This is a genomic window from Corallococcus sp. CA041A, assembly GCF_003612075.1.
GTDB classification, from domain to species: Bacteria; Myxococcota; Myxococcia; order Myxococcales; family Myxococcaceae; genus Corallococcus; species Corallococcus exiguus.
Window position 1 is genome coordinate 1 of sequence record NZ_RAWF01000042.1, and the last position, 24,469, is coordinate 24,469.

Genomic DNA, 24,469 nt, shown 5'->3' on the forward strand with positions numbered 1-24,469 from the left:
GGACGAGGAGGCCCCGGAGCGCACCATGGTGATGCAGCTGCCCACCGCCCCCGAAGCCGGTGAGGACGACTGGACGGCGCTCGTCGACGAGCTCGACAAGTAGCCCGCACCCCGGCCCTCCCCGCACCCGGGAGGGCCGACCGCCGGAAACGACAAGGGCCCGCGCACTCCCTGGAGTGCCGGGCCCTTCGTCCATCTCAAGACTGTCCCGCGACGGTTACAGCGCCGTGGCCGCCTTCGCCTCACGGATGAGGTCCCGGAAGTGCAGCGCGCCCACCACGTCCCGCACCACCGACACCGGACGGCCCTCTTCCAGCGCCAGCGCCTGCGCCTGCCGCCACCGCTCCAGCAGCGTCCGCGTCGCGATGTACGCAAGCACGAGGGGGAAGCCCCCCGGCATCACCACCACCAGCACCGCCATCGCCAGCTTCAGCCACGCCCACATGACCCGCGACCTCGTCGTCCTGAGATACGCCCGCATAGATGCACGGTGCATGCCCGCGGTGCGAAAATAATTACGCACCCTGATTCCGCAGGGTTACAGCTCCCAAGGTCCTCAAGAGTGCGGACGGCGCCCCCACAACCCTGGCATTTTTGCCGCAGTGGCCACGGAACCGTCGGTTAAGTTGACGGGTGTGAGCCCCCCCCAACTGACTCCGGAGATTCGCTCGTTCACCAGCGTGGAGGACGCGGCGCGTTGCCTGGAGGCGGTGGGCTACCTGTCGTCCCCTGAAATCGCCACGGCGGTGTTCCTGGCGGACCGGATGGGCAAGCCCATCCTGGTGGAGGGCCCGGCCGGCGTGGGCAAGACGGAGCTGGCCAAGGCCCTGGCCCAGGCGTTGGACCGGACCTTCCTCCGCCTCCAGTGCTACGAGGGACTGGACGAGGCCAAGGCCCTCTACGAGTGGGAGTACGCCAAGCAGCTGCTCTACACCCAGCTGCTCAAGGACAAGATTGGCGAGCTGACCCAGGGCACGTCCACGCTGGCGGAGGCCGCGGACCGGCTGGCGTCCGGGGACGCGGTGTTCTTCTCCGAGCGCTTCCTCCTCCCCCGCCCCATCCTCCAGGCCCAGCTGTCGGACACGCCGGCCCTGCTGCTGGTGGACGAAATCGACAAGGCGGATCCGGAGTTCGAGGCCTTCCTCCTGGAGGTCCTCTCTGACAACGCTGTCACGGTGCCGGAGTTGGGCACCATCCGCGCGAAGCATGTCCCGCGCGTCATCCTCACCAGCAACAACGCCCGTGAGTTGTCGGACGCGCTCAAGCGCCGCTGCCTGCACCTGCACATCGACTTCCCGGACCGCGAGCGCGAGTTGCGCATCGTCCGCTCGCGCCTTCCGGATGTTCCCCAGGTGCTGGCCGAGCAGGTGGTGGAAGCCGTCGCCGCCATCCGCGCGTTGGATTTGAAGAAGGCCCCGTCCATCAGCGAGACCCTGGACTGGGCGCAGAGCCTGACGCTGCTCAACGCGGAAGCGCTCAGCGCGGACGTCGTTGCCGCCACGCTCAACCTCGTCCTCAAATACGAGGGCGACATCGAGAAGGCCCGCGCCAACCTGCCCACCATCGCGCAGGCCTGACGCAAAGCGCCGCACGCGGAGTGCAGATCGTTGGCACTTCACGCTTTGCGTCCCCAGTGTGCCTGGGTACAAGTCCCTCAGCTGTCCCACCCCTGGCCCGAGAGGAACATCCCGATGAGCTCAACCTCATCCACCGTGCTGCGCGCCGAACACATCTGGCTCGATGGGAAGCTGATCAAATGGGACGAGGGCAACGTGCACGTGATGACGCACGCCCTCCACTACGGCCTGGGCGTCTTCGAGGGCATCCGCGCCTACAAGACCCATGATGGCCGGCTCGCCGTCTTCCGACTGCGCGAGCACATCCGCCGCCTGCTCGACTCCGCGCATATCATCATGCTGCCGATTCCCTACAGCGAGGACGAGCTGGTCGAGGCCACGGTGGACCTGCTGCGCAAGCAGAAGCAGCAGTTCGCCAACGGCGCCTACCTGCGCCCGGTGGCCTTCATGGGCGACGGCGCCATGGGCCTGGGCGCGGTGAACCCCACCCGCGTGGGCATCACCGCCTGGGACTGGGGCTCGTACCTGGGCGACAAGGGCATGAAGGAGGGCATCCGCGCCAAGGTCAGCTCCTTCACGCGCAACCACGTGAACGTGAACATGGTGCGCGGCAAGATCACCGGCCAGTACGTGAACTCCATCCTCGCCAAGCGCGAGGCGGTGCTCGCCGGCTACGACGAGGCCATCCTCCTGGACATCAGCGGCTTCGTCGCGGAGGCCTCCGGGGAGAACATCTTCCTCGTGAACAAGAAGGGCGTCATCAAGACGCCGCCCCTCTCGTCCCCCGTCCTGGATGGCATCACCCGCGACACGGTGCTGAAGCTGCTACGCGACGCCGGCCACACCACCATCGAGGAGGTCACCGTCACCCGTGACGCCCTCTACATCGCCAACGAGGTCTTCTTCACCGGCACCGCCGCGGAGATCACCCCGGTGCGCGAGGTGGACAACCGGCAGATTGGCGACGGCAAGCCCGGCCCCATCAGCAAGTTCGTCCAGGACATGTACTTCCGCGTCGTGCGGGGCCAGGAAGCCCGCTATGCGGACTGGCTGACCTACGTTTGACGGACAGTCGGCGGACGTGAAGTCCCGGCGGCCGGGGGAATCGGGTACAACCCGTACCCGATGCCTCCCGCCGGCTACGCGTACGAAGACAATCCCTTCAAGCTGGAGAACCCGTCCGTCCTCGACATCGCTCCCAGTGAGCCGAAGTCGCTGGAGGACACGGGCCTGAGGATGGGTCTGCTCGCGGACCTGGGCCTCAAGTTCCTCTACTACGCCGGCACCGGCACGGGCGTGGCCATCGCCGAAAGCATGTGCCTGCCCTGGTCCGGCGTGGTGGAGCACGTGGTGGACTTCCTCGCCGCGGAGAAGCTGGTGGACCTCCGCGGCGGCAAGGGCTTTGGCCGCGCGTCCGTGGAGTTCGCCCTCACGGAGAAGGGCCGCGAGTACGCGCGTGACGCCCTCACCCGCTCCACCTACGTGGGGCCGGCGCCCGTCCCCATCGAGCAGTACAACGCCCTCATCAGCAGCCAGACGGAGGAGACGCCCGTAGTAGGCCAGGAGGACCTCATGGCCGCCCTGGGCCACCTCACCGTCTCCGCGGAGCTGATGGACAAGCTGGGCCCGGCCGTGAACTCCGGCCGCTCGCTCTTCCTCTACGGCCCGCCCGGCAACGGCAAGACGAGCCTGGCGGAGGCGATTTCCCACATGTTCGGCGGCGAGGTGTTCGTCCCGCACTGCCTCGAAATCGACAACCAGATCATCAAGGTCTTCGACCGCATCATCCACACGCCCGTGTCGCTGGAGGCGGGCCGTGACGCCAGCGGCCGCCGGCAGACGTTCGAAATGGACAAGCGCTGGTCGCTCTGCCGGCGCCCCGCCGTGGTGGTGGGCGGCGAGCTGACGCTGGAGACGTTGGACCTCATCTACTCGGAGAGCACCCGCTTCTACGAGGCGCCGTTCCAGGTGAAGGCCAACGGCGGCATGCTCCTCATCGACGACTTCGGCCGCCAGAAGGTCCACCCCACGGACCTGCTCAACCGCTGGATTGTCCCCCTGGAGAAGCGGGTGGACTTCCTCACCCTGCACACCGGCAAGAAGTTCGAGATTCCCTTCGATCAGCTGCTCGTCTTCTCCACCAACCTGGACCCCAAGGAGCTGGTGGACGAGGCCTTCCTGCGGCGCATCAAGTACAAGATTGAAGTAGGCAACCCGGATGAAGAGTCCTACCGGGAGATCTTCCGCCGGGTGTGCGAAGCGGCGGGCATCCCCTACGTGGACCAGGCCATCACCTACCTGGTGGAGCACTACTACAAGCCGCGCAGCATGGAGATGCGCTCCTGCCACCCCCGCGACCTCGTGTCGCTCATCCGGGACGCGGCCCGATACCGGCAAATCCCGCCAGCCCTTTCAAAAGACCTGCTGGATCAGGCGTGCGAAGTGTTCCTGGTGAATCTCTAGTCAGGTTTTATTTGTTCCAACCGCGCGGAATTTCTAGACTCCGCGTGCCGTTGTACCTCCCGGCGCAGCCTCTGAGAATCAGCGCCCGGGGCGGGCCGGAGCGAGAAGGAGCCGCAGTCCGTGAAGGAACGCTACCAGGACATCGACGAGAAGAACGAGCAGCTGCGCGAGTACCTTGAGATCTACAAGGGCAAGCCGCCGGCGCGTGAGTACCTCGACCGCTTCGAGATGTCGTGGATCTACCACGACGCCGCGCTCGAAGGCGTCGTGTACACGCACCAGGAGCTGATGGCCGCGCTCTTCCCGGAGCGCACGGCGGCGGAAGCCTCCATGATCCCGGTGGTGCTGGAGATCCGCAACCACAAGGCGGTGGCGGACTTCATCCGCGAGGAGGCCGTGGGCGCGAAGAAGCAGTCCGCGCTCACGCTCACCACCATCAAGCGGATGCACGACCTCTTCCTGGGCAACACGCCGGAAGCGCTGGCCGAGCGTGCGCGCATGGAGCGCCGCGAGCGCACGGAGAAGGAGCTGGCCAAGGAGCGCGACCGCGCGGGGCTGCGCAAGGACATGCCCCTGCACCGCACCTACTTCCACGACATCACCCAGCCCGCGAAGATCCAGGCGCGGCTGGAGAAGCTCGTGGACCACACCGCCAGCGCGGAGTTCCGCGAGTTCCACCCCATCAAGCAGGCGGCGGTGGTGCAGCACGAGTTCCTGCAGATCTTCCCCTTCACCGAGCACAGCGGGAAGGTGGGGCGCATGTGCAGCAACCTCATCCTGCTGCGCAACGGCTACATGCCCGCGGTCATCCACTCCATCGACCGGCAGCGCTACTACGAGTCCTTCCGCGCGCCCGTGGCCACGTTCCGCACGGTGCTGATGGACGCGATGGAGAACTCGCTGGACAACGGCGTGAAGTACTTCCGCGACCTCGGCCGCAAGTACAAGACGGTGGAGTAGCGCTCGCGGGGCGGCGTGCCCCCGGAGGACTGGCGAGGGAGCAGGCGTCCCGCCCGTCCTCCGCCGCGGCGTGAAGAACGCGCGGCACGTCGACACCATTGGGGTGTTGGACACACCCCTGAACGTCACGGAGAGAACATCCGACTTCTCGAATCCCCGTGGCGGAGGAAGTAAAAGAAGAGTCCCCATGCCTGTCACCCCGTCCCTCCAAAGCCGCCGCGCCCAGCTTCCCGCCGGGAGCGAGCTCACGGAGCCTCCGCCAGCGCGGTTGGCGAAGTTGCCTGCCGCCGACAAGCTGGCCCGCCTGCTCCAGGTGGCCAAGGGTCACCGCCGGGCGCTCATCCTCACGCACGACAACCCGGACCCCGACTCCATGGCGGCGGCGGTGTCGCTCGCCCATCTGCTGGAGCGCAAGGCCGGCATCGAGTCCCACGTGGGCTACGGCGGCATCATTGGCCGTGCGGAGAACGTCGCCTTCGTGCGCGTGCTCCGGCTGCCGGTGTCGCACGTGTCGCAGATCGACTTCAGCCAGTACGACCTCTTCGGCCTGGTGGACACGCAGCCGCCGGTGCGCAACCACTCCCTGCCGGCGCGCTACCGCGCGGACCTGGTGGTGGACCACCATCCGCTGCGAGAGGAGAGCCTGCTGGCCCCCTTCGCGGACGTGGGCGGCGACTTCGGCGCCACCTCCACCATGCTGGTGGAGTACCTGCGGGCCGCTCGGCTGGAGCCGTCCGTGGAGATCGCCACCGCGCTCTTCTACGGCATCAAGGCGGACACGCGGGACCTGGGCCGAGAGACGACCCAGACGGACGTGGACAGCTACCTGTGGCTGTTCCCCCGCTGCGACAAGCAGCTCTTGGGACAGATTGAGCACCCGGAGTTGCCGGCGCGCTTCTTCCAGCTGTTCCACACGTCCATCGAGAAGGCGAAGGTCTACGGCACCGCCATCATCACCGACCTGGAGGAGGTCTATTCTCCGGACCTGGTGGCGGAGGTCGCCGAGCGGATGATGTACCTGGAAGGGATGAAGTGGTCCCTGGCGTACGGAACGTTCCGCAACCAGCTCTTCCTGAGCCTGCGCGTGAAGGACCGGCGCATGAACGCGGGCCGCCTCATCCGCGAGCTGTGCGAGGACCTGGGCGGTTCGTCCGGCGGCCACGGCAGCATGGCGGGCGCGCGGCTGCCCCTGTCCGGCAGCGCGGCCAAGCGCAAGGCGCTCAAGCGCGAGGTGGTGTCGCGCTTCCTCGAAGCCTTTGGTGTCTCCGAGGAGCGGCCGGTGTCGCTGCTGTCCGCGCAGGACACGTGATCTACTGGGACCACAACGCCGCCGCGCCGGTGCGCGCGGAGGTGGGCGCGCTGCTCGCACGGGCCTTCACGGAAGGCGGCTTCGGCAACGCGTCCAGCGTGCACGGAGGTGGTCGCGAGGCCCGGGCCCGGTTGGACGCGGCGCGAGCGAAGGTGGCGCGCGTCCTGGGCTGCGAGCCGAAGGAGATCACCTTCACCGCGTCGGGCAGTGAGGCGGATGCGCTCGCGCTCATGGGCGCCTACGCGGCCCGCCCGGTGAAGGACCGCCGCCGCGTGGTGTCCACCACGGTGGAGCACCCGTCCGCGCTGGGTGCGCTCACGCAGTTGGAGAAGGACGGCGCCCAGGTGGTGCGGCTGTCCCCTGACTCCAACGGCCGTGTGCCGCTGGAGTCCGTGCTGGAGGCGCTCACGCCGGACACCGCGCTGTGTTCGCTGATGTGGGCCAACAACGAGACGGGCGTGCTGCAGCCGGTGGCGGAGGCCGCGCGCGCGTGCCGTCAGCGCGGCATCCTCTTCCACACCGACGCCGTGCAGGCCGCGGGCAAGGTGCCGCTCACGTTGCGCGAAGTGGACGCGGACCTCCTCTCCCTCTCCGCGCACAAGTTCGGTGGCCCCCAGGGCGTGGGCGTGCTCGTGGTGCGCAAGGGCGTGGACGTGCGGGCGCTGACGCCCGGGCACCAGGAGGGAGGCCGACGCGGAGGCACGCAGAACGTGCCCTACGCAGAGGCCCTGGCCCTGGCCCTGGAGCTGGCCGCCGCGGAGCAGGCCAACACCGCCGCGAAGGTAGCGGCACTGCGCGACACCTTCGAACAGCAGGTGCTCCAGCGGCTGCCCGGGGTGTCGGTGAACGGCGCTGGCGCGCCCCGGGTGCCCAACACCAGCAACCTGCGCTTCGACGGCGTGGAGGGGGAAGCGCTGCTGATGGCGCTGGACCTGGAGGACATCCGCGTCTCGTCGGGAGCGGCCTGCGCGTCCGGCACGCTGTCCCCGTCCCACGTGCTGCGCGCCATGGGCCTCTCCCCTACCGAGGCGCGCGGCAGCCTGCGCTTCAGCCTGGGCCCTGGCACCACCGGCGCGGAGGTCTCTCGCGTCGTGGACGCGCTGTGCACGCATGTGCCCCGGGTGCGCGCCCTCGAAGGCTGAGGCCCGCACCGCACAGGGTCGCGAGCACTGACGGACACGCGCTCAATCCTCGGGGCGGATCACCACTTCTGGTCCGGCAGGTTCTTCTCGCGGACCTCTGGATCCGGCTGGCCGTATCCGGGGATGCCCTCCTTGGCCTCGTCGGGCTTGGGCGGAAGCCGCTCGTCGCCCCGCCTTGTCTCCCGGGTGGGCTCGTTCTGCTCGGGCTGCTGCTGCTTTCGCTCGGTCGCCATGGATTCCTCCCGGTGCGGGTTCGCGGGAGGAAAGGTCATCATCCGGAGCAGGCACCGCAGCGGGCTCCATCGGCTGGGAGCCCGCGCGACAGGGCCCTGCCCGCCCGGCTACCCGTTGTCTTCGGAGGGGCCGTTGGACGGCGAGCCCCGGTACGCGGGCATCTCGTCCGTGGTGCCGAACAGGCCGCGCACCACCGCCGCGATGGCCAGCGGCGTCCCCACGTTCTCGTCGAAGTGCGGCGACAGCGCCTTCGCGTACTCCTCCGCGGAGGAGAAGCGGTCCTCGGGGTTCTCCGCGAACGCGCGCGCCAGCACGTCATCCAGCGCCTGCGGGATGTCCGGACGCACCGACCGCAGGGGCCGGTACTTGCGCGACAGGATGCCCGCGAAGACCTCTTCCGGCGTCGAGCCCACGAAGGGCCGGCCCAGCGTGAGCAGCTCGTAGAGCACCACGCTCGCGGCCCACAGGTCCGCCTCCGGCGTGACGGCGCCCTGCAGCGACTCCGGGGACAGGTAGTACGGCTTTCCCAGCACCTCGCCGCCCTGGAGCTTGCCATCCACCAGCACGCGCGACACGCCGAAGTCGCCCAGCTTGATCTCCCCCACGCGGGAGATGAACAGGTTGGACGGGGACACGTCGCAGTGGACGATGCCCAGCGGCTTGCCGTCCGGGCCCGTGGCGGTGTGCGCGTACGCGAGCGCCTCCATCAGCACCTTCGCCAGGTACACCGCGAAGTCGACGGGGAGCGGAATCCCGCGCGCCTTGCACCGGCGCAGGATGTGGCCCAGGTCGCGCCCGTCCACCAAGTCCATCACCAGGAAGGACACGTCGTCCAGCATCCCGGCGTCCAGCACCTTCACGATGTTCGGATGGTCCAGCTGGCGCGACAGCTGCGCCTCGCGGCGGAAGAGGTCCACCGACGCCGGGTCGCGGGTGAGCGCGGGCAACAGCCGCTTGAGCGCGACCGTCCAGCCTTCATAGGGACCGGAGCGCACGCGCGCGCGGTACACCTCGGCCATGCCGCCCTTGCCCAGCAGCGACTGGATTTCGTAGTTGCCGAAGACGCGGATGGGCTTCGACACGGGAGTCGGCGCGTTCACGGGCTGGCGCTGCCAGCTCCTTGCGGATCACGGCCCTGGACCCGCTTGCGACCGCGGGCCTGCTTCACCTGCGCCTCGTACACCGCGCCTTCATTGGCGAACAGCTGGAGCTCGCGCTCCACCAGCGCGTTGCCCTCCGGCGGGGACCACCCCTCCGCCAGCGCACGCCGCAGCGCGACCTGGGCGAACCCCGACTCCTGCGCCGCCCGCTTCACGCACGCGGTCCAGAAGAAGGCCTCCGCCTTGGCCGCGCCGCTGCCCACGTTGCGCGCCTGCTCCAGGTACCTGAGCGCCTCCGGCTGCTGCTTGCGCAGGTAGTGCGACACGCCCATGCCCGTCAGCGCCCAGGCGTTGTTCTTCTCCTTCTCCTGGGCCAGCACCAGCTGGAACTGCTGCGACGCCGCGATGGGGTTCTGCGCCAGCAACGACTGCCCCAGCTTCAAGGTGGCCGCCACGTCCAGCGGCTCCAGCCGGCGCTGCGCCGCCACCTGCGCGGCCCCACCGGACGGCGGGGGCGGCACGGGAGCCTGCGCCTGGCGCTGCTCGGGTGCCTGCGCTGTTGCCGGAGTCGGCGTCAGCGAGGCCCCCTGCTCCGTCGCCCGGAACACCAGCATCCGGCTCTTGGGCAGCGCCGGGGACTCGCAGCTGTCCTCCAGCTTCACCACGCCGCCCAGCGCCCGCTCCTCCACGTTGTAGACGAGCATCACCGGGAAGCTGCGGGACGGGGTGCAGGTGTCCCCCGTCTGACAGAGCGTGAGCTCGCCCAGGAAGACGTTGCCCTGGAAGTCGCCCGTCAGAATCTGCTCGGCGACCTGGCGTTGGCAGGGCCCCCCGGCCGGCGCCGTGCCGACGAGGTGCTCCCCGTCCGAGCGCAACTCGATGGGGCCGAAGGCATCTGCCTGGTAGGTACTGTTCATCTGCGGACCCGCCCAGGCGAATCCGGAGGTGAGGCAGGCTACCGCCGCGAGAGCCAATGTTGGGGTCGGGAGCGACATGTCGGGGACCCGGGCATCATAGAAGTCCACGGGGCGGCTTGTAAACGCGCGAGGACGGCTTGACCGCACGCTTCTCCATCCTTATCATTTTCCCAGAACGCCCTGGGATTTTCCCAGTGATTCTAAGGACTTGTAGCGAGATTTGAGCGGTAAAGGTCTGTTCCCTGCGGGGTGCGTGATGCCCAGCAGAAATTCGAACCGATACGTCCATTCCGGGGTCCGTTTCGGTCGCCATGTGCAAGCCCTCCCCCTTCACCGGGGATGAGGGAAGCCTGCGGTGACATGATTTCGGTCCCCACCTGGCTTCTAAGGGTTCAATGGACGCTGGACACACGGCTCGGCGGGGGACTCTTTCTTTGGAGCGGCGGCGGTGAGCGAGACGGCGGCGGATACGGTGGCGGCGGCGGCGGAGAAGAAGGTAACGCTTCGTGAGGAACTGACGGCTCGCCGCAAGGCGATGACCAATGACCTCATCGACGAGCGTGGCCTCAAGGTCCAGTCTCGATTCCTGGCATCGCCCTACTATCAGAATGCGCGGACGGTAGCGCTCTACGCCCCCATCCGGGGCGAGGTGCCTACCCGGGACATCCTCATCGCGGCGTTGCAGGACGAGAAGATCGTCTGCTACCCGCTGTCCCACGTGCACGGGCGAATCCTGGCCTTCCGGGCCATCAAGTCGGAGAGCGAGTTGGAGCCGGGACGCCTGGGCGTCCGGGAGCCCACGAACTCCTCGGACCTGATCGCGGTGGATCAGATCGACCTGTTCGTGGTGCCCGGTCTGGGCTTCAGCCCGGACGGCAAGCGGCTGGGGCGCGGAGGTGGCTACTACGACGCCACCCTCAAGGCGGCCAGTTCGCGCAGCCGCCGGGTGGGTCTGGCCTTCAACGACCAGATCGTCCAGGTGCTGCCCACGACGATTGACGACGTGGACATGGACCAGATCGTCACGGAGAGCCAGACGATGCGCGGCCTGTGCCGCAGCTTCGACTTCCTGGACACCTGAGCCGGACCTGAGCCGCGGGCCAGGCGGGCGGACATCCACGGGTGGGGCGGACTTGGAAGTCCCGCCCTGCCCGTCGTCTTTTTTGGGCTAGTGTCCGCGGCGCCATGAACCCGGACGCACTGCGCAAGGCGACCCCCGAAGAGCAGTTCGAAGAAGTCACTCGCGGCACCGTGGATTTGCACGTGCCGGAGGACCTGAAGAAGAAGCTTCAGCGCTCCTATGACAAGGGCAAGCCGCTCGTCATCAAGGCGGGCTTCGACCCCAGCCGTCCCGACCTGCACCTGGGCCACACGCTGCTGCTCACGCGCATGCGGCGCTTCCAGGAGTTCGGCCACACGGTGGTGTTCCTCATCGGTGACTTCACCGCCCTCATCGGGGACCCGTCCGGCAAGAACGCGGCCCGTCCCCCGCTCACCCGCGAGCAGGTGAAGGTCAACTCGGAGACGTACAAGCAGCAGGTCTTCAAGGTCCTGGACCCGGACAAGACGGTGGTGAAGTTCAACTCGGAGTGGCTCGACGCGCTGGGCACCGAGGGGATGATCCGCCTGGCGGCGCGCTACTCCGTGCAGCGCATGCTGGAGCGCGACGACTTCAAGAAGCGCTACCGGGAGAACACCTCCATCGCCATCCACGAGTTCCTCTACCCGCTCCTGCAGGGCTACGACTCCGTGGCGCTGAAGGCGGACGTGGAGCTGGGCGCGACGGATCAGCTCTTCAACCTGCTCGTCGGCCGGCAGCTGATGAAGGAAGAGGGCCTGGAGCCGCAGGTCATCATGACCGGCCCCATCCTGGAGGGCCTGGACGCGAAGCTGGTGGACGGCGTCATCACCGGCTCCAAGATGTCCAAGAGCCTGGACAACTACGTGGGCATCGACGAGCCGGCGGACAACATCTTCGGCAAGTTGATGAGCATCACGGACGACCTGATGTGGCGGTACTACAAGCTCCTCTCCGCCATGCCGCTCAAGCAGGTGCTGGAGCTGGAGGAGCAGACGAAGTCCGGCGCGGCGCACCCCAAGGCCGCGAAGGTCGCCTTCGCGCAGGAGATGGCCGCGCGCTTCCAGGGTGAAGAGGCCGGCCGAAAGGCGGCGGAGGACTTCGAGAAGCGCTTCGCCAAGAAGGAGCTGTCCACGGAGGACCTGCCGCTCGTGGAGGTGTCGCTCGCGGGCGCGGAGAAGATGTTCGTCACGAAGCTGCTGCCGGAGACGAAGTTCGTCGCCTCCGCCACCGAGGCTCGCAAGATGATGGGCCAGGGCGGCGTGAAGGTGAACGGTGAGAAGGTCACCGACCCCAAGGCGGAGCTGGGGGCCGGCGAGTACACCGTGCAGGTGGGCAAGCTGAAGGTCACGCGCGTGAAGCTGTCCTGAGTCGCCGCGACGGGTGCCGCCCGGGCCTGTTTCAAGGCGCGGGCGGCTCCTTCGGCAACGCGCCTTCGTACAGCGCGGCCGAGCGCCCCATCATGAAGCCGTGGGGCAGCAGCTTCATCATCGTCGCGAGGAAGCGGTTGAGGACGCCGGGCACGGAGAGCTCGCGGCGGTGCACGAACGCCTCCACGGCGGTGCGCGCGCAGGCCTCCGCGGACATGATGCCCACGTCGCCCGCCTTGAACTTCCGGTCCAGACCGGACACCGACAGCATCTCCGTGGCGATGCCGCCGGGCGCGAAGACGGTGACGGACACGCCCACCTTGCGCAGCTCGTAGGCCAGTCCCCGTCCGTAGCTGATGACGAACGACTTCGTGGCCGCATAGGCCGTCTGGTACGGCAGCGGCGCGAAGCCCGCCGTGCTGGCGACGAGCATCAGCGCCCCGCCCCCGCTCTGCTTCGCGAAGTACGCCCCGAAGAGCTGGGACATGCGCACCACGCTGGTGATGTTGGTGGCGAGCATCGCGTCGAAGGACTCGGGCTGCTGCTCCAGCGCGTGGCCGAAGTAGGTGACGCCCGCGTTGAGGATGACGCCGTCGACGGTGCGGCCGGACGTGGCGGTCTCGAAGACGCGCGCGGCGTCGCCGGGCTTCGTGAGGTCCGCCGACAGGGGCAGCACCTGCACGCCGTGCGCGGACTCCAGCTCCGCCTTGAGCGCGGTGAGCCGGTCCTCGCGGCGGGCGACGGCGATGATGTGGGCGCCGTGCTCCTTCGCGAGGAGGCGGGCCATCTCCAGCCCCAGGCCAGACGACGCGCCGGTAATGAGCACCCAGCGGCCTCGGAAATTCATCGGTTTCATATCGGGCGCGTTTATTTCGCGGCGCGGCGCCGCGCGCAACCGGGGAACAGCGGGCTTCGGGCACCCCTGTTAGAGTCCGGCCACCATGCGCCTCTCCGGGTCGCTCGCCTGCTTCTTCCTGGCACTCTCCACCGCCCCCATCGCCTTCGCGGGGAGCGGCGTCTTCGTCACTGAAGAGGCCGTGGACGCGGTGGACCAGCCCGAGTCCTCCAAGGTCGTCTTCTCCGTGCAGCCGGGCGTGTCCTATCCGCTCATGAAGAAGGGCGGCCCTGAGCGCGCGTGGTGCAAGCTCCAGGGTCCCAAGGCGGAGGGCTGGGTGCTCTGCGATGGCACGCCCACGGATGCCGTCCAGAAGGCACCGGACACGGACGCGCTCGTGCGCGCGGACCATGAGAACACGCGCCAGCAGCAGGCGTCGCGAGGCGGTGGAGTGTCCCTCGCGGAGGCGAGGCCCATCGGGAGCGGAGCCGGTGCGGGTGCTCCCGCGGCGGAGCCGGACGACGAGGAAGAAGTCACGGTGGCGGTGCGCGCACCCGCGGGCCGCGCGGCGGCTCCGGGCGACGCGGCGGCGTGCGCGAGCACGTGTGATCAACCGCCCCTCTTCGCCAAGGCCCCTGCGCTGTCCGCGATGGACCGTGAGGTGCTGGACCTGTGCCCCGCGCGTCCCGATGCGAGCGTGAGCGCCGGAGACGTGCAGCGCTTCTTCGCGAAGCACTACGACGACGCGCGAGTGCAGCGCGCGCTGTCCGCGGCGGGCCGTCCGGGCTCGCGGCAGGCGAACATCGAATGGCTCACGAGCCTGTGGGTGAGCACCGGCCCGCGCAACGCGTTCACGCACGTCTTCTGCGGGGACGACTGGCAGCGCGGCCCGATTGGCGGCCTCCACTTCCTGCCCCGCTACGCGCAGCTCGAGGCGGAAGGAAAGGTCTGCTTCCAGGGCCCGGCCAGGGGCGAAGAAGCCGTGCGCGGTGAGCAGTACCTCATCCGCTTCAAGGGCCTGTCCCCGTGGTCCTGCGGCGTGAAGCGCACGGGCAGCTTCGCGACGTCGCAGGACGCGGTCTCCATCGCCGCCATCGGAACCCGGGCGTTCGCGCGCTGCTGTGCGCGCGGCGGGGCGAAGAAGGAGGGCGGCGTGTACTCGGCGCCGGACGTGGAGGGCGGCAACTGGCGCATCTGGTGCGGCACGCGCAACGGCACCTACGGCATCGCCACGCTGCACCCCACCGACGAAGCCGCCACCTGCTCGGAGTAGCGGACCGGCGCCTCGAAGGAACGCCGGTCCCCTGCCCCGCTGAGGCCTACTGCGCCTTGTCCACGGTGAGCACCGTGCCCGTGGAGTACGAGGTGAACTCCGGCGCGTACATGGACTGCACCGTCGCCGGGCCCACTCGGAAGGTGCCCGCCATGTTCGCGCGCAGCCGGTACTTGAAGTTGTACTCACCGGCCGGCAGCGCTTCGAAGAAGAAGTTCGTCCCCGAGTCGCGCGTCTCCTCGTACCAGACGATGCCCAGGTCCCACTTGTGGCGGGACTGCGCGTTCTCCGGCTCCAGGCCCGCGGCGCGCGGGTCCCTCAGGTGCACGTACTCCGCCGCGTGCTTCGTGCGCAGCGACAGCTGCACCTCCACCTCGTCGCCGGGCCGCAGCCTCGCGCCGTCCGCCAGGGGGCGCAGCAGCGTCTGGTTGCCTTCGCGGATGCGCACGAAGTAGCGGCGCGACACCTGGAAGAAGTCACCGCGCTCCTCCTTGGGCAGCTCCTCCGTGGAGAAGTGCCACGTGGCGGACGCGATGGCGAAGCCCGGCGTCGTCTTCTCCACCACCGTGGTCGCCGTGGTCGCGTTCACCTCCGGACCGGGGACGACAATCTGGTTCTTCTTCCCCGTGTACACGTCCGGCGAGAAGCTCATGGTCACCGCCTTGGAGCCCACCGTCACCTTCAGCTCCTCGCGCGCGGCCAGCGAGCCCTCCGCCTCCATGTAGTTGACCAGCGCGTAGAGCGCCTCCGCCGTGGCGCGCGTGGACTTCCAGTGGTTCACCTTCTTGTCCAGGAGCAGCCACTGCACCAGGCCCGCGCGCCGAGGGTCCTTCGGGCGCAGCTCCGACAGCGTGCGCAGCGCGAAGGCGTGCGTCTCCGTGGAGTCGTTGTACCAGAGCCAGCCGCGGTCCTCCGGCTGCCAGTACGTGCCCAGGTCCTGCGTCGTCTTCGCGGAGTCCATCACGCTGTCCCAGACCTTCTGCGCGTCCTTCGTGCGCTTCGCCCGGTTCAGCGTGAGCGCCAGGTACCCCTTGAGGTACGGCGAGTGCTCCTTCCAGTGCTTGAAGGAGAACTCGAGCATGCGCTGCCGCTCGGCCGCGGTGAGCGCCTCGCCCGTGTAGCGCGCGTCCGGATACGCCGATGCCACGAAGTTGAGGAAGGTGAGGAACTCCCAGCCCAGGTCCTTCTTCATCAGCCGGTTCGCGTAGTCCTCCCGGAAGTGCTTCGCCAGGTAGCCCCACGCGGGCTCCGTCATGGTGGGCGGCACCTCCACCCCGTGCTCCATGGCGCGCGACAGGCCGTGCAGGATGTAGAGCGTCATGTACGGCGACGACGGGCCGCCCGGCCACCAGGGGAAGCCACCGTCCGCGTTCTGCGCCTTGCGCAGCTTCGCCTGCGAGGACGCGCGCTGGGCCTGGGCCACCTTCGGGTCCAACACGCGCAGGAGCGACTGGTCGGACTCCGCGCCGCCCTTCGCCTCGTTGAGCCAGGGCGTCTCCTCCAGCGTCATCTTCCGGTTCGGGTCCACGTCGTCGAAGGTCTCGAAGCGCGTGCTCCGCTCGCTCAGGTCCTTGGCCACCTTCGCCACCGACGGGTACTTGTTGAAGAGGCTGGAGACGATGCCCGTGGACACGAAGCGGTTGAGCGTCTGCTCCGTGCACTCATAGGGGTAGTCCACCAGGTACGGCAGCGCCTGGAGCACGGAGTAGAAGAGCTGCGCGTCCACCGTCACGACGAGCTGCTCGTTCACCCGCGTGGGGTCGTCCGACTTCTTCAGGTCATCGAACGTCAGCGTCCGGCGGTCCTTGTTGTTCAGCATGGCGAAGCGCGACTGCGACAGGTGCATGCGGCCGGGCAGCACCGGCAGGGGCCGCAGCTCGCCGTCGCTGAACGCGCCCGTCTTCGCGACCACGCGGAAGGCCACCGGCCCCACCCGCGCGGGCGTGGTGATGGGGAAGCGCAGGTTCGTGCCCTTCCCCGCCGCCACCGTGAAGGCCTGCGACGGCGTCTTCACGCCGAACTCCGCGAGCAGGCTCTTCTGCGTGTCCGGATCCACGATGTCGAACGTGAGCTGACCCTGCTGCATCTGGGTCCCCGCGTTGTTCACTACGACCTCCAGCTCCGCGCGGTCGCCCTCGCGCAGGAAGCGCGGCAGGTACGGGCGCACCATCAACTCCTTCACGCTGCGAGTGGCGCGCTGAGTGGAGCCACCGCGCAGGTCCCGAGTGAGCGCGTGCACCCAGACGTCCCACGCCGTCACCGAGTCCGGCACCGTGAACTCCAGCACCGCCGCTCCGTCCGGCCCGGTGAGCAGCTGCGGAATCCAGAACGCCGTCTCCGCGAAGTTGGAGCGCAGCGGCCCCTCCGGCCCTTCCCCCGGTTCCGGGGGGCCCGGCTCCCCTTTGATGATCTGGATGATCTCTCGCCGCTTCTGCTCCAGCACCCGGCCGGTCTTCGGCGCGGACTCCGCGGCGGACGGCGCGGGCGAAGGCGGCGGGGGCGGAGGCGGTGCACCGTCCGATTCCCGCTGGACGCCCCCGGGCCTCATGGCGCGCATGCGGTGGCCGCCGTAGTAGTTGCGGTAGCCCGGACCGCCCAACCCGTAGCCTTCGCCGAACTTCAGCGTGTCGTCACTGAGGTCCGGCGCGGAGGGTCTCTCCCGGACGAGTTCATCAAAGAGCCAGTCCGCGCCGAAGACGCCACCCGAAGCACGGAAGTCCACGTAGACGGTCTGCTGCGGATACAGCTGCGCCACCTGCGGCGGCGTGTGCGGTCCGAAGACGTTCAGCGACTGATCGTACATGTACGCGAGCAGCTCCGCGGCCCCCGCCTCCAGCTTCGCGCCCTTCGGCCCCTTCACCGTCACGCGGAAGGTCTCCTTCGCGCCGGGCCGCAGCGTGTCGCGGAACGTGGCGAACTCCAGGCTGAGCTCCTTGTCATCGAAGGGCACGGCCACGGTCTGCTGGAAGCTCAGCGTCTGCCAGTCGCGCACCATCGAGAGCACCACCGTGAAGCCGCCGCGCAGGGCCTCCGTCACCGGAAGATCCACCACCGCGCGCCCCTGCCCCGCCGTCAACTGGCGATGCTCGACGCGCTGGCGCCCCTGGTACACGTCCATCACCAGCGGCTGGCCCTCGAAGCCGGAGGCCACCATCAGGCGCGCCACTTCGCCCACGCGCACGGAAGGGCGCTCCGCCGCCAGCACCGCGGGCAACCCCGCCGGGGCGTGGGCCCCCGCCACCACGAAGTCCCGTTGCGCGGTGGCCTTCTGGCCGAACGCATCCGTCGTCTCGTAGCGCAGCCGGTACGTCCCCGCGCGCAGCGCCGGCAGCTTCACGGTGGCGACACCGTCCGCGCCATGCGTCACGGCCGCCTGCGCCACCTCCGCGCCGTCGTCCCAGCGTTGCAGCGTCTGCTCCACGTCGTAGGCCGTGTCCCAGCGCCCCTTCTGCGCGTCACCCGGCGTGGGATAGGACTCCCTGGCCGACTGCGTGTCCGCGTCCAGGGGCTTGAGCCTGTCCACCGGAACCTCCGACGGCATCAGCGGACGGCTCGGAGCCTTCAAGGCAATGAGCCGCCAGCGGCCCGGTCCGGCCTGCGGCGCGCCATCCAGGTTCGAGCGCACGAGCCGCACCTCCGACGGGAAGTCCTCGCGGACGAAGCCCACATCGGAGTCCACGCGCCCCTCCACCGACACGAAGCCCAGGCGGAAGGACCGGCTCGCGGAGCGCGTCTCACCGCCCTCGTCCGTCAGGTCCGCCTCCACGCGGTAGCGCCACGACATGCCCTGCGCCTTCGCGAGCCGCTCGTCCGCTTCCGGGGTGAACGCCACGGTGAAGCCGCCGTCCTCGCCCACCGTCGCCGTCCCGGAGGCCACCAGCTCCGTGGTGGCCGGGATGCGCTCCCAGAACCACCAGCGCGGCAGCACCGGCTCGCGCGACACGCGCCACTTCACCGCGCCGCGCGTCACCGGGAGGCCGAAGTAGTAGCGGGCCTCGCCCTTGAACGTCGCGCGTCGGTTGAGCCGCAGCGCTTCTGGCGCGTCCTTCAGCGTCACCTCGAAGGTGGGCCGCTTGTACTCCTCCACGCGCACGCTCGCGTAGCCGTTGGGGCGCGTGCGAACCGTCCACTGGCCCAGGGGCCGCCCGGAGGGAATGTCGAACTCGCCCGCCACCGATCCAAACAAGTTGGTGCGAGCCTCGCGCCTGGCCACCTCCTGGCCGTTGGGGTCGACGAGCGTCACCGTGACCGCCGACTCCGGCAGCACCCGGTAGCGCTTCGACGCCTCCTCCGGGCGGTAGGCCACCACCTTCCACAGCAGCTTCTGCTGGGGACGGTAGACGGCGCGGTCCGTGTAGATGAGCGTATGGTCCTGCGGGGTCGACTCGTAGAGGGGGGACAGGTACACCGAGCCCGGGAGCACCATCACGCCCTTGCCCCTGCCCAGCAGCAGTTCCATGTCCTCGTAGCGGTCGGCGTTCTTGCCCGTGAGCAGAAGGTCGCCGTTCGCGTCGGTGCGGCGGCTGACGATGTTGAAGCGGCGGGTGCTGTAGTCCGACTTCACCAACCGCACCTCCACGTTCGCAGCGGGCGCCCCCGTGGCGCCGTCCACCACGTGGACCTCCGCCTGGTGGGGGTTCGCCTTGCGCACCGTCGCGGCCCAGGGCGACACGGACATCGGCAGGGCGAGGATGCGGTTGTTCTTCTTCGCGAAGTCCTCGCGCGTGGACATGGCGATGATGTACGCGCCCGCCTTGAGCGCCGGCGGGGTCACGAACGTCTGGTGCCGCTGGAAGTCTGGCGTGGGCGGCAGCGCCATGCTCCACACGGCCTCCGGCTTGCGCGACGCCACCATGCGGAGCCTCTCCTCGGTGGAGGGGTACAGCGACAGGTCCTCGCCGGGCTTCGCGAGCCGTGCCTCCACATCCACCGCGTACGCCCGGAGGTACACCGTGCCCACGTTGCGGTGGCCCACCAGGATGGAGCGCTTGCCCGGCCCGTCCACCTGCATCCCGGTCGCGTACAGCTCCGGCGCCTCCAGCGTCGCCTTCAGCGCCGCGCACAGCACGCCGCCCACTGACTTCGGCCACGCCTCCGCGCCCGTCTTCGCCAGGGCATGCGCGGTGATGGCGCGGCCCGCCTGCTCCTCCATCTCCGCGAGCTGGTGCTGGCCCTTGGACCACCACGGCACGTCCCGGAAGCCCTTCAGGTGCGCGGCCAGGTGCTCCCGGATGCGCCGCTTGTCCGCGGCTTCGGTGAACGACGTCGACAGCACCTCGTAGCGCCGCAGCCGCGCCTCCAGCGCCGCCTCACGCCGGCCCGCCGCCTGATGCCACGCCTCCAGGTCTCCCAGCACCGCAACCACCTTCATCAGCGGGTGCACGGAAGGGTCCTTCAGCTCCACCTTCGGCGCGCTGTCCAGGAGCGCTCCCAGGTCCAGCCGGTACACGCCCTGCTCCTGCTCCGGCCGCCACAGGCCCGTGTCGGCCAGCGAGCCCACCCACAGGTACGTCACCGCGTCGCGCACCGTGGAGCGGATGCCCTCCGGGTACGTGTTGGGCTGGATGTACTCGGACAGCACCTTCACGGGCTCGGTGCCGAACTTCTGCCGCGACTCCCAGACGGCGGCGTACGTGCGCTGGATCTCCGTTGAAATCTGATCCTTCGTCCACGCCTTCAGGTCCACCGGCCCGGTGGACACCACCTGCTCGCGCTGGCCAATCTCGTAGCTGTACGACTGCTGGTAGTTCGCGAGCACCGCCGCGTAGAACAGGTGGAGCGTGGCCTGCTGCCGCAGCCCCTCCGGCCAGGGCTGTTCACGCAGGAAGCGCACCGTCGTCTCATAGCCATGCAGCCGCGTGCGCAGCTGCACCGTGCGGATCAGCGCGCGCGTCCACTCGTCCGCGTCACCCTGGGCCTTCGCCGCGGCGAGCCGGGCCTCGGCCCCCTGCGCGGCGGACTCGACCTTGTCGTCCTCGACGAGCGCGTCGATGGCCTTCCACGTCGGGGGCGCCTTCGCGGGGGCCGCCACGGACACGGAGGACAGCAGCAAGGACAGCAGGCACAACACGACGACGGACGCACGCGAGCGTGGTGGAGAAGACATAGGGGCGGCACTCTAGACGCCGCCCGCGTCCCTGGCGGTCCCTTCTCTGTTTCAGGAAGCAGCCGGCGCCGGGGCCCGGCGCCGCAGACCCACCACGTAGACCTCCATGCTGGCGCCGCGCGTGGCCTCCGGACGGACGATCTTCACCTCTTCGAAGTGCTGCCGCACCTCGTCACGGAAGGCCTCGAAGTCGCCTCCCATGAAGACCTTGGCCACGAACGTGCCGCCGGGCCGGCCGCGCGTGGCGGCCACCTCCAGCGCCTTGCCCGCGAGCCGCAGGCTGCGCGCCTCGTCCGTGCCCTTGATGCCGGACGTCTTGGGCGCCATGTCGGAGATGACCGCGTCGTAGGGGCCGTCGTACAGCGCGGCCAGCTTCGCGTCGAAGTCGTCCGCGAGCACGTCCAGCACCGCCGTCGTCACCCACTTCTGGGAGAAGGGACGGATGGCCGAGATGTCCACGCCGATGACGCGCCCGTGCATCCCCACCGCGTCCGCCAATATCTGGAGGAACCCGCCGGGCGCCGCGCCCAGATCCAGCACCGCCGCGCCCTTCTTCACGGACCCGGGGAAGCGCTTGAGGATCTCATCGACCTTGAACGCGGAACGCGCTCGCAGTCCCTCTTGCTTGGCTTTCTGGAAATAGTGGTCTTTAGGACGGTAGGGCTTGCCCATGTCAGAAGCCGTCCCTAGCATCCGCTACTGTCTTCGGAAAGCCGGAGCAGTCGCGGCCTGTCGGCTGGCCGCGCCCACGGATTTGCCGGAGGGTTGGTGGCATGGGCACCCGGAGCGTGACAGCGGCCTTGTGCATCTCCCTGCTTTTCGCGGGCGGAGCGGCTTTCTGCTACGCGCGCGCCGAGGCCCTGCAGGCCGAAGGGCGCTGGCTGATGGCCCGGGGCAGCGCCCAGGCCTCCGACTTCGCCCAGAAGCTGGACGGCACCTCGGTGGACGCCCAGCTGAAGACCTTCAAGGAACGCCGTGGGGTGATGGAGCAGGCCCACCGCTGGCAGCGCGGCATGCTGCTGGGCATCATGGCCGCCGTCCTGTCCGGCCTGTCCGCCTACGTCCTCTTCCTCCTCAAGCGGCTGGACGACCAGCTCCTGGACGCCACCGGCGAGCTGCGCCGGCCCCAGGAAGCCTCCTCCCTGCCCGCCCCGGCGTTCGCGACCAGCGTCCAGCGGTAGACACAGACTCTGGCAGGATGCCCCCGTCAGCTTCTGACGGGGAGGACCACCATGCCCGGCTGCGCGCACTGCGGACACGCACTCGACATCATCGCCAACCAGGTCGGCCGGCGCGACACATGTCCCGGCTGTGAGGAGGACCTGCGCTCGTGCCGCAACTGCCGGCACTTCGACGAGTCCGTGGCCAAGGCCTGCAAGGAGCCCTTCGCCGAAGCGCCTCGCGACAAGGACGAGGCCAACTTCTGCGAGCTCTTCCAGCTGGGCGAAGGCGGCCTGCATCAGAAGGCCTCTCGCGACGCGATGGTCAGCGCCGCGGAGGCCCTCTTCGGCAGGAAGTAGCTAGAAGCCGTACAGCTTGGAGATGATCTCCTTCATCACCTCGGAGGTGCCGCCGCCGATGGTGATGAGTCGCACGTCGCGCCACATCCGCGCGATGGGCGTCTCCTCGATGTAGCCCATGCCGCCGAAGAACTGCTGGCAGTCGTAGGCCACGCGCTGGGCCAGGTCTCCGGCGAACAGCTTCGCCATGGAGATCTCCTTCACCGGGTTCTCCTTCCGGTCGTAGAGGTCCACCGCGTAGTAGTTGAGCCGCCGCGCCGCCTCCACCGCCGTCAGGTGCTCCACGAACTTGTGGCGCCACACCTGGAATTTGATCAGCGGCCGGCCGAACGCCTCGCGCTCGTTGCCGTACTGGAGGGCGTCCTCCAGCATCCGGTCCATGCCTCCCACCGTGGTGATGGCCCCCACCAGGCGCTCGCCCTGGAAGTTGGTCATGATGTGGTAGAAGCCCTGGTTCTCCTCGCCCAGCACGTAGCGCGCGGGGATGCGGCAGTCCTCGAAGTAGAGGATGGCCGTGTCCGAGGACAGGTTGCCAATCTTGTCCAGCTTCTTGGAGATGCTGAACCCCTTCACATCCGTGGGGAACGTCACCAGCGAGATGCCGCCGTAGCCCTCCTCACCGGTGCGCACCGCCAGCGTGATGAAGTCCGCGCGCGTGCCGTTGGTGATCCACATCTTGGAGCCGTTGATGACGTAGTCGTCGCCGTCCCGGCGCGCCGTCGTCTTGATGCTCGCCACGTCCGAGCCGCACCCCGGCTCGCTCACGCCCAGCGCCGCGATGCGCTCGCCCTTGAGCGCGGGCTCCAGGAACTCGCGCTTCTGCTCGTCGGTGCCAATCTCGCTGATGATGGGCGTGGCCATCTGGCTCTGCACCAGCAGCGCCATGTTCACGCCCGCGTTGCGGCTGCGCGACAGCTCCTCCGCGAACGCCGTCACGTACCAGTAGTCCAGGCCGCTGCCGCCGAACTTCGGGTCGTGGCTGATGCCCAGGAAGCCCAGCTCGCCGCACTTCTTGAACAGCTCGCGCGGGAAGATGCCCGCCCGGTCCCACTCCAGACCGTAGGGCGCCATCTCCTTCTCCACGAAGGCGCGCACCGACCTGCGAAACGCCTCGTGCTCCTCGGTGAACGGATTGAGCATCGCGAGTCCTTGGGGGTTGTCCCGCTGCGGGTTGATTCGCGAGTCAATAACAGGCGCCCACCGTCAGCCACAAGCAACGCCCCGCGTCCCCACCCCGCCTGACGCCCGCCTTCCTGGTGACGCAGCGCGCCGGCTCCAGTGTTGTGAAGAAGTCTGAAGGCTTGGGGGGCAGGCAGCCAACCCCGCAGGATGACTGGGGAGTGGATAGTCCGCACTCCGGAGTATCCTCTTGACAGATAATCGAGCGTCGGTAATTTCTAGCCCACAAAGAATTAGCCGGAGCAGGTGCCAGGGCGGGTGTCCCGCCGGCGACCCGGCAGGAGTTCGGACGCGTGAATCAGCGAATCTTGGCTGCCGTGGTGGCCGTGGCGGTGTCGACGGCGGGGTGCTCGAAGGCGGGCGCGGAGAAGGCGCAGCTTCCGACTCAGCAGGAAGGCTCCAACGCGCTGGGCGTCAAGGCGATCACCCCGGCCACGGAGCTGGAGCAGAACGTGACGCGCGTGACGGGACAGGTCCGCTCCAAGCAGGAGGCCGTGCTGGGCCCCCAGGCGACGGGCACGCTCGCGAAGGTGAACGTCCGGGTGGGTGACAAGGTGAAGAAGGGCGACGTGCTGGCGCAGCTGGACACGTCCAACGTGTCCATCGCGGTGGACCAGGCGAAGGCCGCCAAGGACATGGCGGAGGCCGGGCTGCAGCTGGCCTCCAGCAACCTGGAGCGCATGCGCAAGGTCGCCGAGTCCGGCGGCGTCGCGGCCAACGCGCTGGAGCAGGCGGAGATCGGCCAGAAGCAGGCGGCGGCCCAGGCGGCCCAGGCCGGCGCGGCGTACCGGCTGGCGGTGGAGAACCTGCGGGACCACAGCATCGTGGCGCCCTTCAACGGCGTCATCACCGCGCGCACGAAGAACGTGGGTGACTCGGTGGCGATGACGCCCTCCACCCCGGTGTTCTCCATCGTGGACGCGGACGGGCTGGAGATCCGGATGATGGTGCCGGAGTCCGTCATCGACAACGTGGCGCCGGGCATCGTGACGCCGGGCACCGTGAACCCCAGCGGCATGCGCTTCGAGGCGAAGGTCGCCAACGTGGGCGCCGTCATCGACGCGCAGAGCCGCACCGTGGAGGTGTTGGCGGACGTGACGGGCAAGACGGAGCACCCGCTGCGTCCCGGCGCGCTGGTGGAGATGGACTTCTCCAAGGCCGCGGGTGACGCGGGCAACGGCCTGTTCCTGCCGGCGCAGGCCGTCAGCAGCAAGGGCCAGGACGGCTTCGTGTGGGTGGTGCAGGACGGCACCGTGCGCAAGCGCGACGTGCGCGTGCAGCGCGTGCTTCCCGGCTACGTGAAGGTGCTGCAGGGCCTGACGGCGGAAGAGCGCGTGCTCGCCGACGCTTCGCTGGACGTCAAGGAGGGGACCGCCGTGCGCGTCGCGCAGTAGCGGTCCCTCCTC

The 24,469-nt window shown here is 68.9% G+C and carries 20 protein-coding genes and 1 other RNA gene; 13 read left to right on the forward strand and 8 right to left on the reverse strand.

All coding sequences use genetic code 11. The features are described 5' to 3' along the window. Nucleotides 1-217 precede the first annotated feature (217 nt). Entirely contained in the window at nt 218-445 is a 228-nt protein-coding gene (locus D7V77_RS10065) for a hypothetical protein (protein WP_120565972.1), read from the reverse strand. Between the two features lie 190 nt (nt 446-635). On the opposite strand from D7V77_RS10065, the gene D7V77_RS10070 reads away from it, so the two are divergent. The 6 genes from D7V77_RS10070 (at nt 636) to D7V77_RS10095 (ending at nt 7,451) form a co-directional block, all read left to right on the forward strand. Next, nucleotides 636-1,577 carry a MoxR family ATPase gene (locus tag D7V77_RS10070; RefSeq protein WP_120576048.1) on the forward strand — a complete coding sequence of 314 codons (942 nt, stop codon included), beginning with the start codon at nt 636-638 and terminating at the stop codon, nt 1,575-1,577. Between the two features lie 114 nt (nt 1,578-1,691). After that, complete coding sequence (locus D7V77_RS10075) at nt 1,692-2,642, forward strand: branched-chain amino acid transaminase (protein ID WP_120576049.1); 951 nt, start codon at nt 1,692-1,694, stop codon at nt 2,640-2,642. A gap of 60 nt (nt 2,643-2,702) precedes the next feature. Further along, complete coding sequence (locus D7V77_RS10080; RefSeq protein WP_120576050.1) at nt 2,703-4,040, forward strand: AAA family ATPase; 1,338 nt, start codon at nt 2,703-2,705, stop codon at nt 4,038-4,040. A 120-nt stretch (nt 4,041-4,160) separates the two neighbouring features. Beyond that, entirely contained in the window at nt 4,161-5,000 is an 840-nt protein-coding gene (locus D7V77_RS10085; RefSeq protein WP_120576051.1) for a Fic family protein, read from the forward strand. Between the two features lie 187 nt (nt 5,001-5,187). After that, nucleotides 5,188-6,309 carry a bifunctional oligoribonuclease/PAP phosphatase NrnA gene (locus D7V77_RS10090; RefSeq protein ID WP_120576052.1) on the forward strand — a complete coding sequence of 374 codons (1,122 nt, stop codon included), beginning with the start codon at nt 5,188-5,190 and terminating at the stop codon, nt 6,307-6,309. Then, entirely contained in the window at nt 6,306-7,451 is a 1,146-nt protein-coding gene (locus tag D7V77_RS10095; RefSeq protein WP_120576053.1) for a cysteine desulfurase family protein, read from the forward strand. Before D7V77_RS10090 ends, D7V77_RS10095 begins: the two co-directional genes overlap by 4 nt. Nucleotides 7,452-7,510: 59 nt before the next feature. Here the strand turns inward: D7V77_RS10095 and D7V77_RS44245 are convergent, their stop codons facing one another. The 3 genes from D7V77_RS44245 to D7V77_RS10110 form a co-directional block, all read right to left on the reverse strand. Then, a complete protein-coding gene (locus tag D7V77_RS44245) occupies nt 7,511-7,684 on the reverse strand; it encodes a hypothetical protein (RefSeq protein WP_167548636.1) in 174 nt (57 codons plus the stop codon). A gap of 108 nt (nt 7,685-7,792) precedes the next feature. Then, nucleotides 7,793-8,704: a serine/threonine-protein kinase gene (locus tag D7V77_RS10105; protein ID WP_233596791.1), complete on the reverse strand. Its 912-nt coding sequence runs from the start codon at nt 8,702-8,704 to the stop codon at nt 7,793-7,795. Nucleotides 8,705-8,781: 77 nt separating this feature from the next. After that, entirely contained in the window at nt 8,782-9,702 is a 921-nt protein-coding gene (locus tag D7V77_RS10110; protein WP_120576056.1) for a type IV pilus biogenesis/stability protein PilW, read from the reverse strand. A 236-nt stretch (nt 9,703-9,938) separates the two neighbouring features. Here D7V77_RS10110 and ssrS point away from each other — a divergent pair. The 3 genes from ssrS to tyrS all read left to right on the forward strand — a co-directional run bounded on the left by ssrS (nt 9,939) and on the right by tyrS (nt 12,150). Beyond that, nucleotides 9,939-10,131: non-coding RNA, 6S RNA (gene ssrS / locus D7V77_RS10115), on the forward strand. 19 nt (nt 10,132-10,150) lie between these two features. Next, nucleotides 10,151-10,783: a 5-formyltetrahydrofolate cyclo-ligase gene (locus D7V77_RS10120; RefSeq protein WP_169820740.1), complete on the forward strand. Its 633-nt coding sequence runs from the start codon at nt 10,151-10,153 to the stop codon at nt 10,781-10,783. 104 nt (nt 10,784-10,887) lie between these two features. After that, on the forward strand, nt 10,888-12,150 hold the full coding sequence (gene tyrS, locus D7V77_RS10125) for a tyrosine--tRNA ligase (protein WP_120576057.1): 1,263 nt from the start codon (nt 10,888-10,890) through the stop codon (nt 12,148-12,150). 31 nt (nt 12,151-12,181) lie between these two features. Here the strand turns inward: tyrS and D7V77_RS10130 are convergent, their stop codons facing one another. After that, entirely contained in the window at nt 12,182-13,006 is an 825-nt protein-coding gene (locus D7V77_RS10130) for an SDR family oxidoreductase (RefSeq protein WP_120576058.1), read from the reverse strand. A gap of 85 nt (nt 13,007-13,091) precedes the next feature. On the opposite strand from D7V77_RS10130, the gene D7V77_RS10135 reads away from it, so the two are divergent. Then, complete coding sequence (locus tag D7V77_RS10135) at nt 13,092-14,258, forward strand: EndoU domain-containing protein (RefSeq protein WP_120576059.1); 1,167 nt, start codon at nt 13,092-13,094, stop codon at nt 14,256-14,258. A gap of 46 nt (nt 14,259-14,304) precedes the next feature. On the opposite strand, the gene D7V77_RS10140 is transcribed toward D7V77_RS10135, so the two are convergent. Continuing rightward, a complete protein-coding gene (locus D7V77_RS10140; protein WP_120576060.1) occupies nt 14,305-20,364 on the reverse strand; it encodes an alpha-2-macroglobulin in 6,060 nt (2,019 codons plus the stop codon). A gap of 51 nt (nt 20,365-20,415) precedes the next feature. Then, nucleotides 20,416-21,057 (reverse strand): RlmE family RNA methyltransferase, encoded by a 642-nt coding sequence (locus D7V77_RS10145; RefSeq protein WP_120576061.1) that lies wholly within the window; start codon nt 21,055-21,057, stop codon nt 20,416-20,418. An 80-nt stretch (nt 21,058-21,137) separates the two neighbouring features. Between D7V77_RS10145 and D7V77_RS10150 the strand changes: the two genes are divergently transcribed. Both D7V77_RS10150 and D7V77_RS10155 read left to right on the forward strand, forming a co-directional pair. Then, nucleotides 21,138-21,545, forward strand: coding sequence for a hypothetical protein (locus D7V77_RS10150; protein WP_120576062.1), 408 nt, complete (start codon nt 21,138-21,140; stop codon nt 21,543-21,545). Nucleotides 21,546-21,596: 51 nt separating this feature from the next. After that, on the forward strand, nt 21,597-21,884 hold the full coding sequence (locus D7V77_RS10155) for a hypothetical protein (RefSeq protein WP_120576063.1): 288 nt from the start codon (nt 21,597-21,599) through the stop codon (nt 21,882-21,884). Here the strand turns inward: D7V77_RS10155 and D7V77_RS10160 are convergent, their stop codons facing one another. Then, complete coding sequence (locus tag D7V77_RS10160) at nt 21,885-23,024, reverse strand: acyl-CoA dehydrogenase family protein (RefSeq protein WP_120576064.1); 1,140 nt, start codon at nt 23,022-23,024, stop codon at nt 21,885-21,887. A 332-nt stretch (nt 23,025-23,356) separates the two neighbouring features. On the opposite strand from D7V77_RS10160, the gene D7V77_RS10165 reads away from it, so the two are divergent. Further along, complete coding sequence (locus D7V77_RS10165; protein WP_120576065.1) at nt 23,357-24,457, forward strand: efflux RND transporter periplasmic adaptor subunit; 1,101 nt, start codon at nt 23,357-23,359, stop codon at nt 24,455-24,457. The last annotated feature ends 12 nt before the right edge of the window (nt 24,458-24,469 follow it).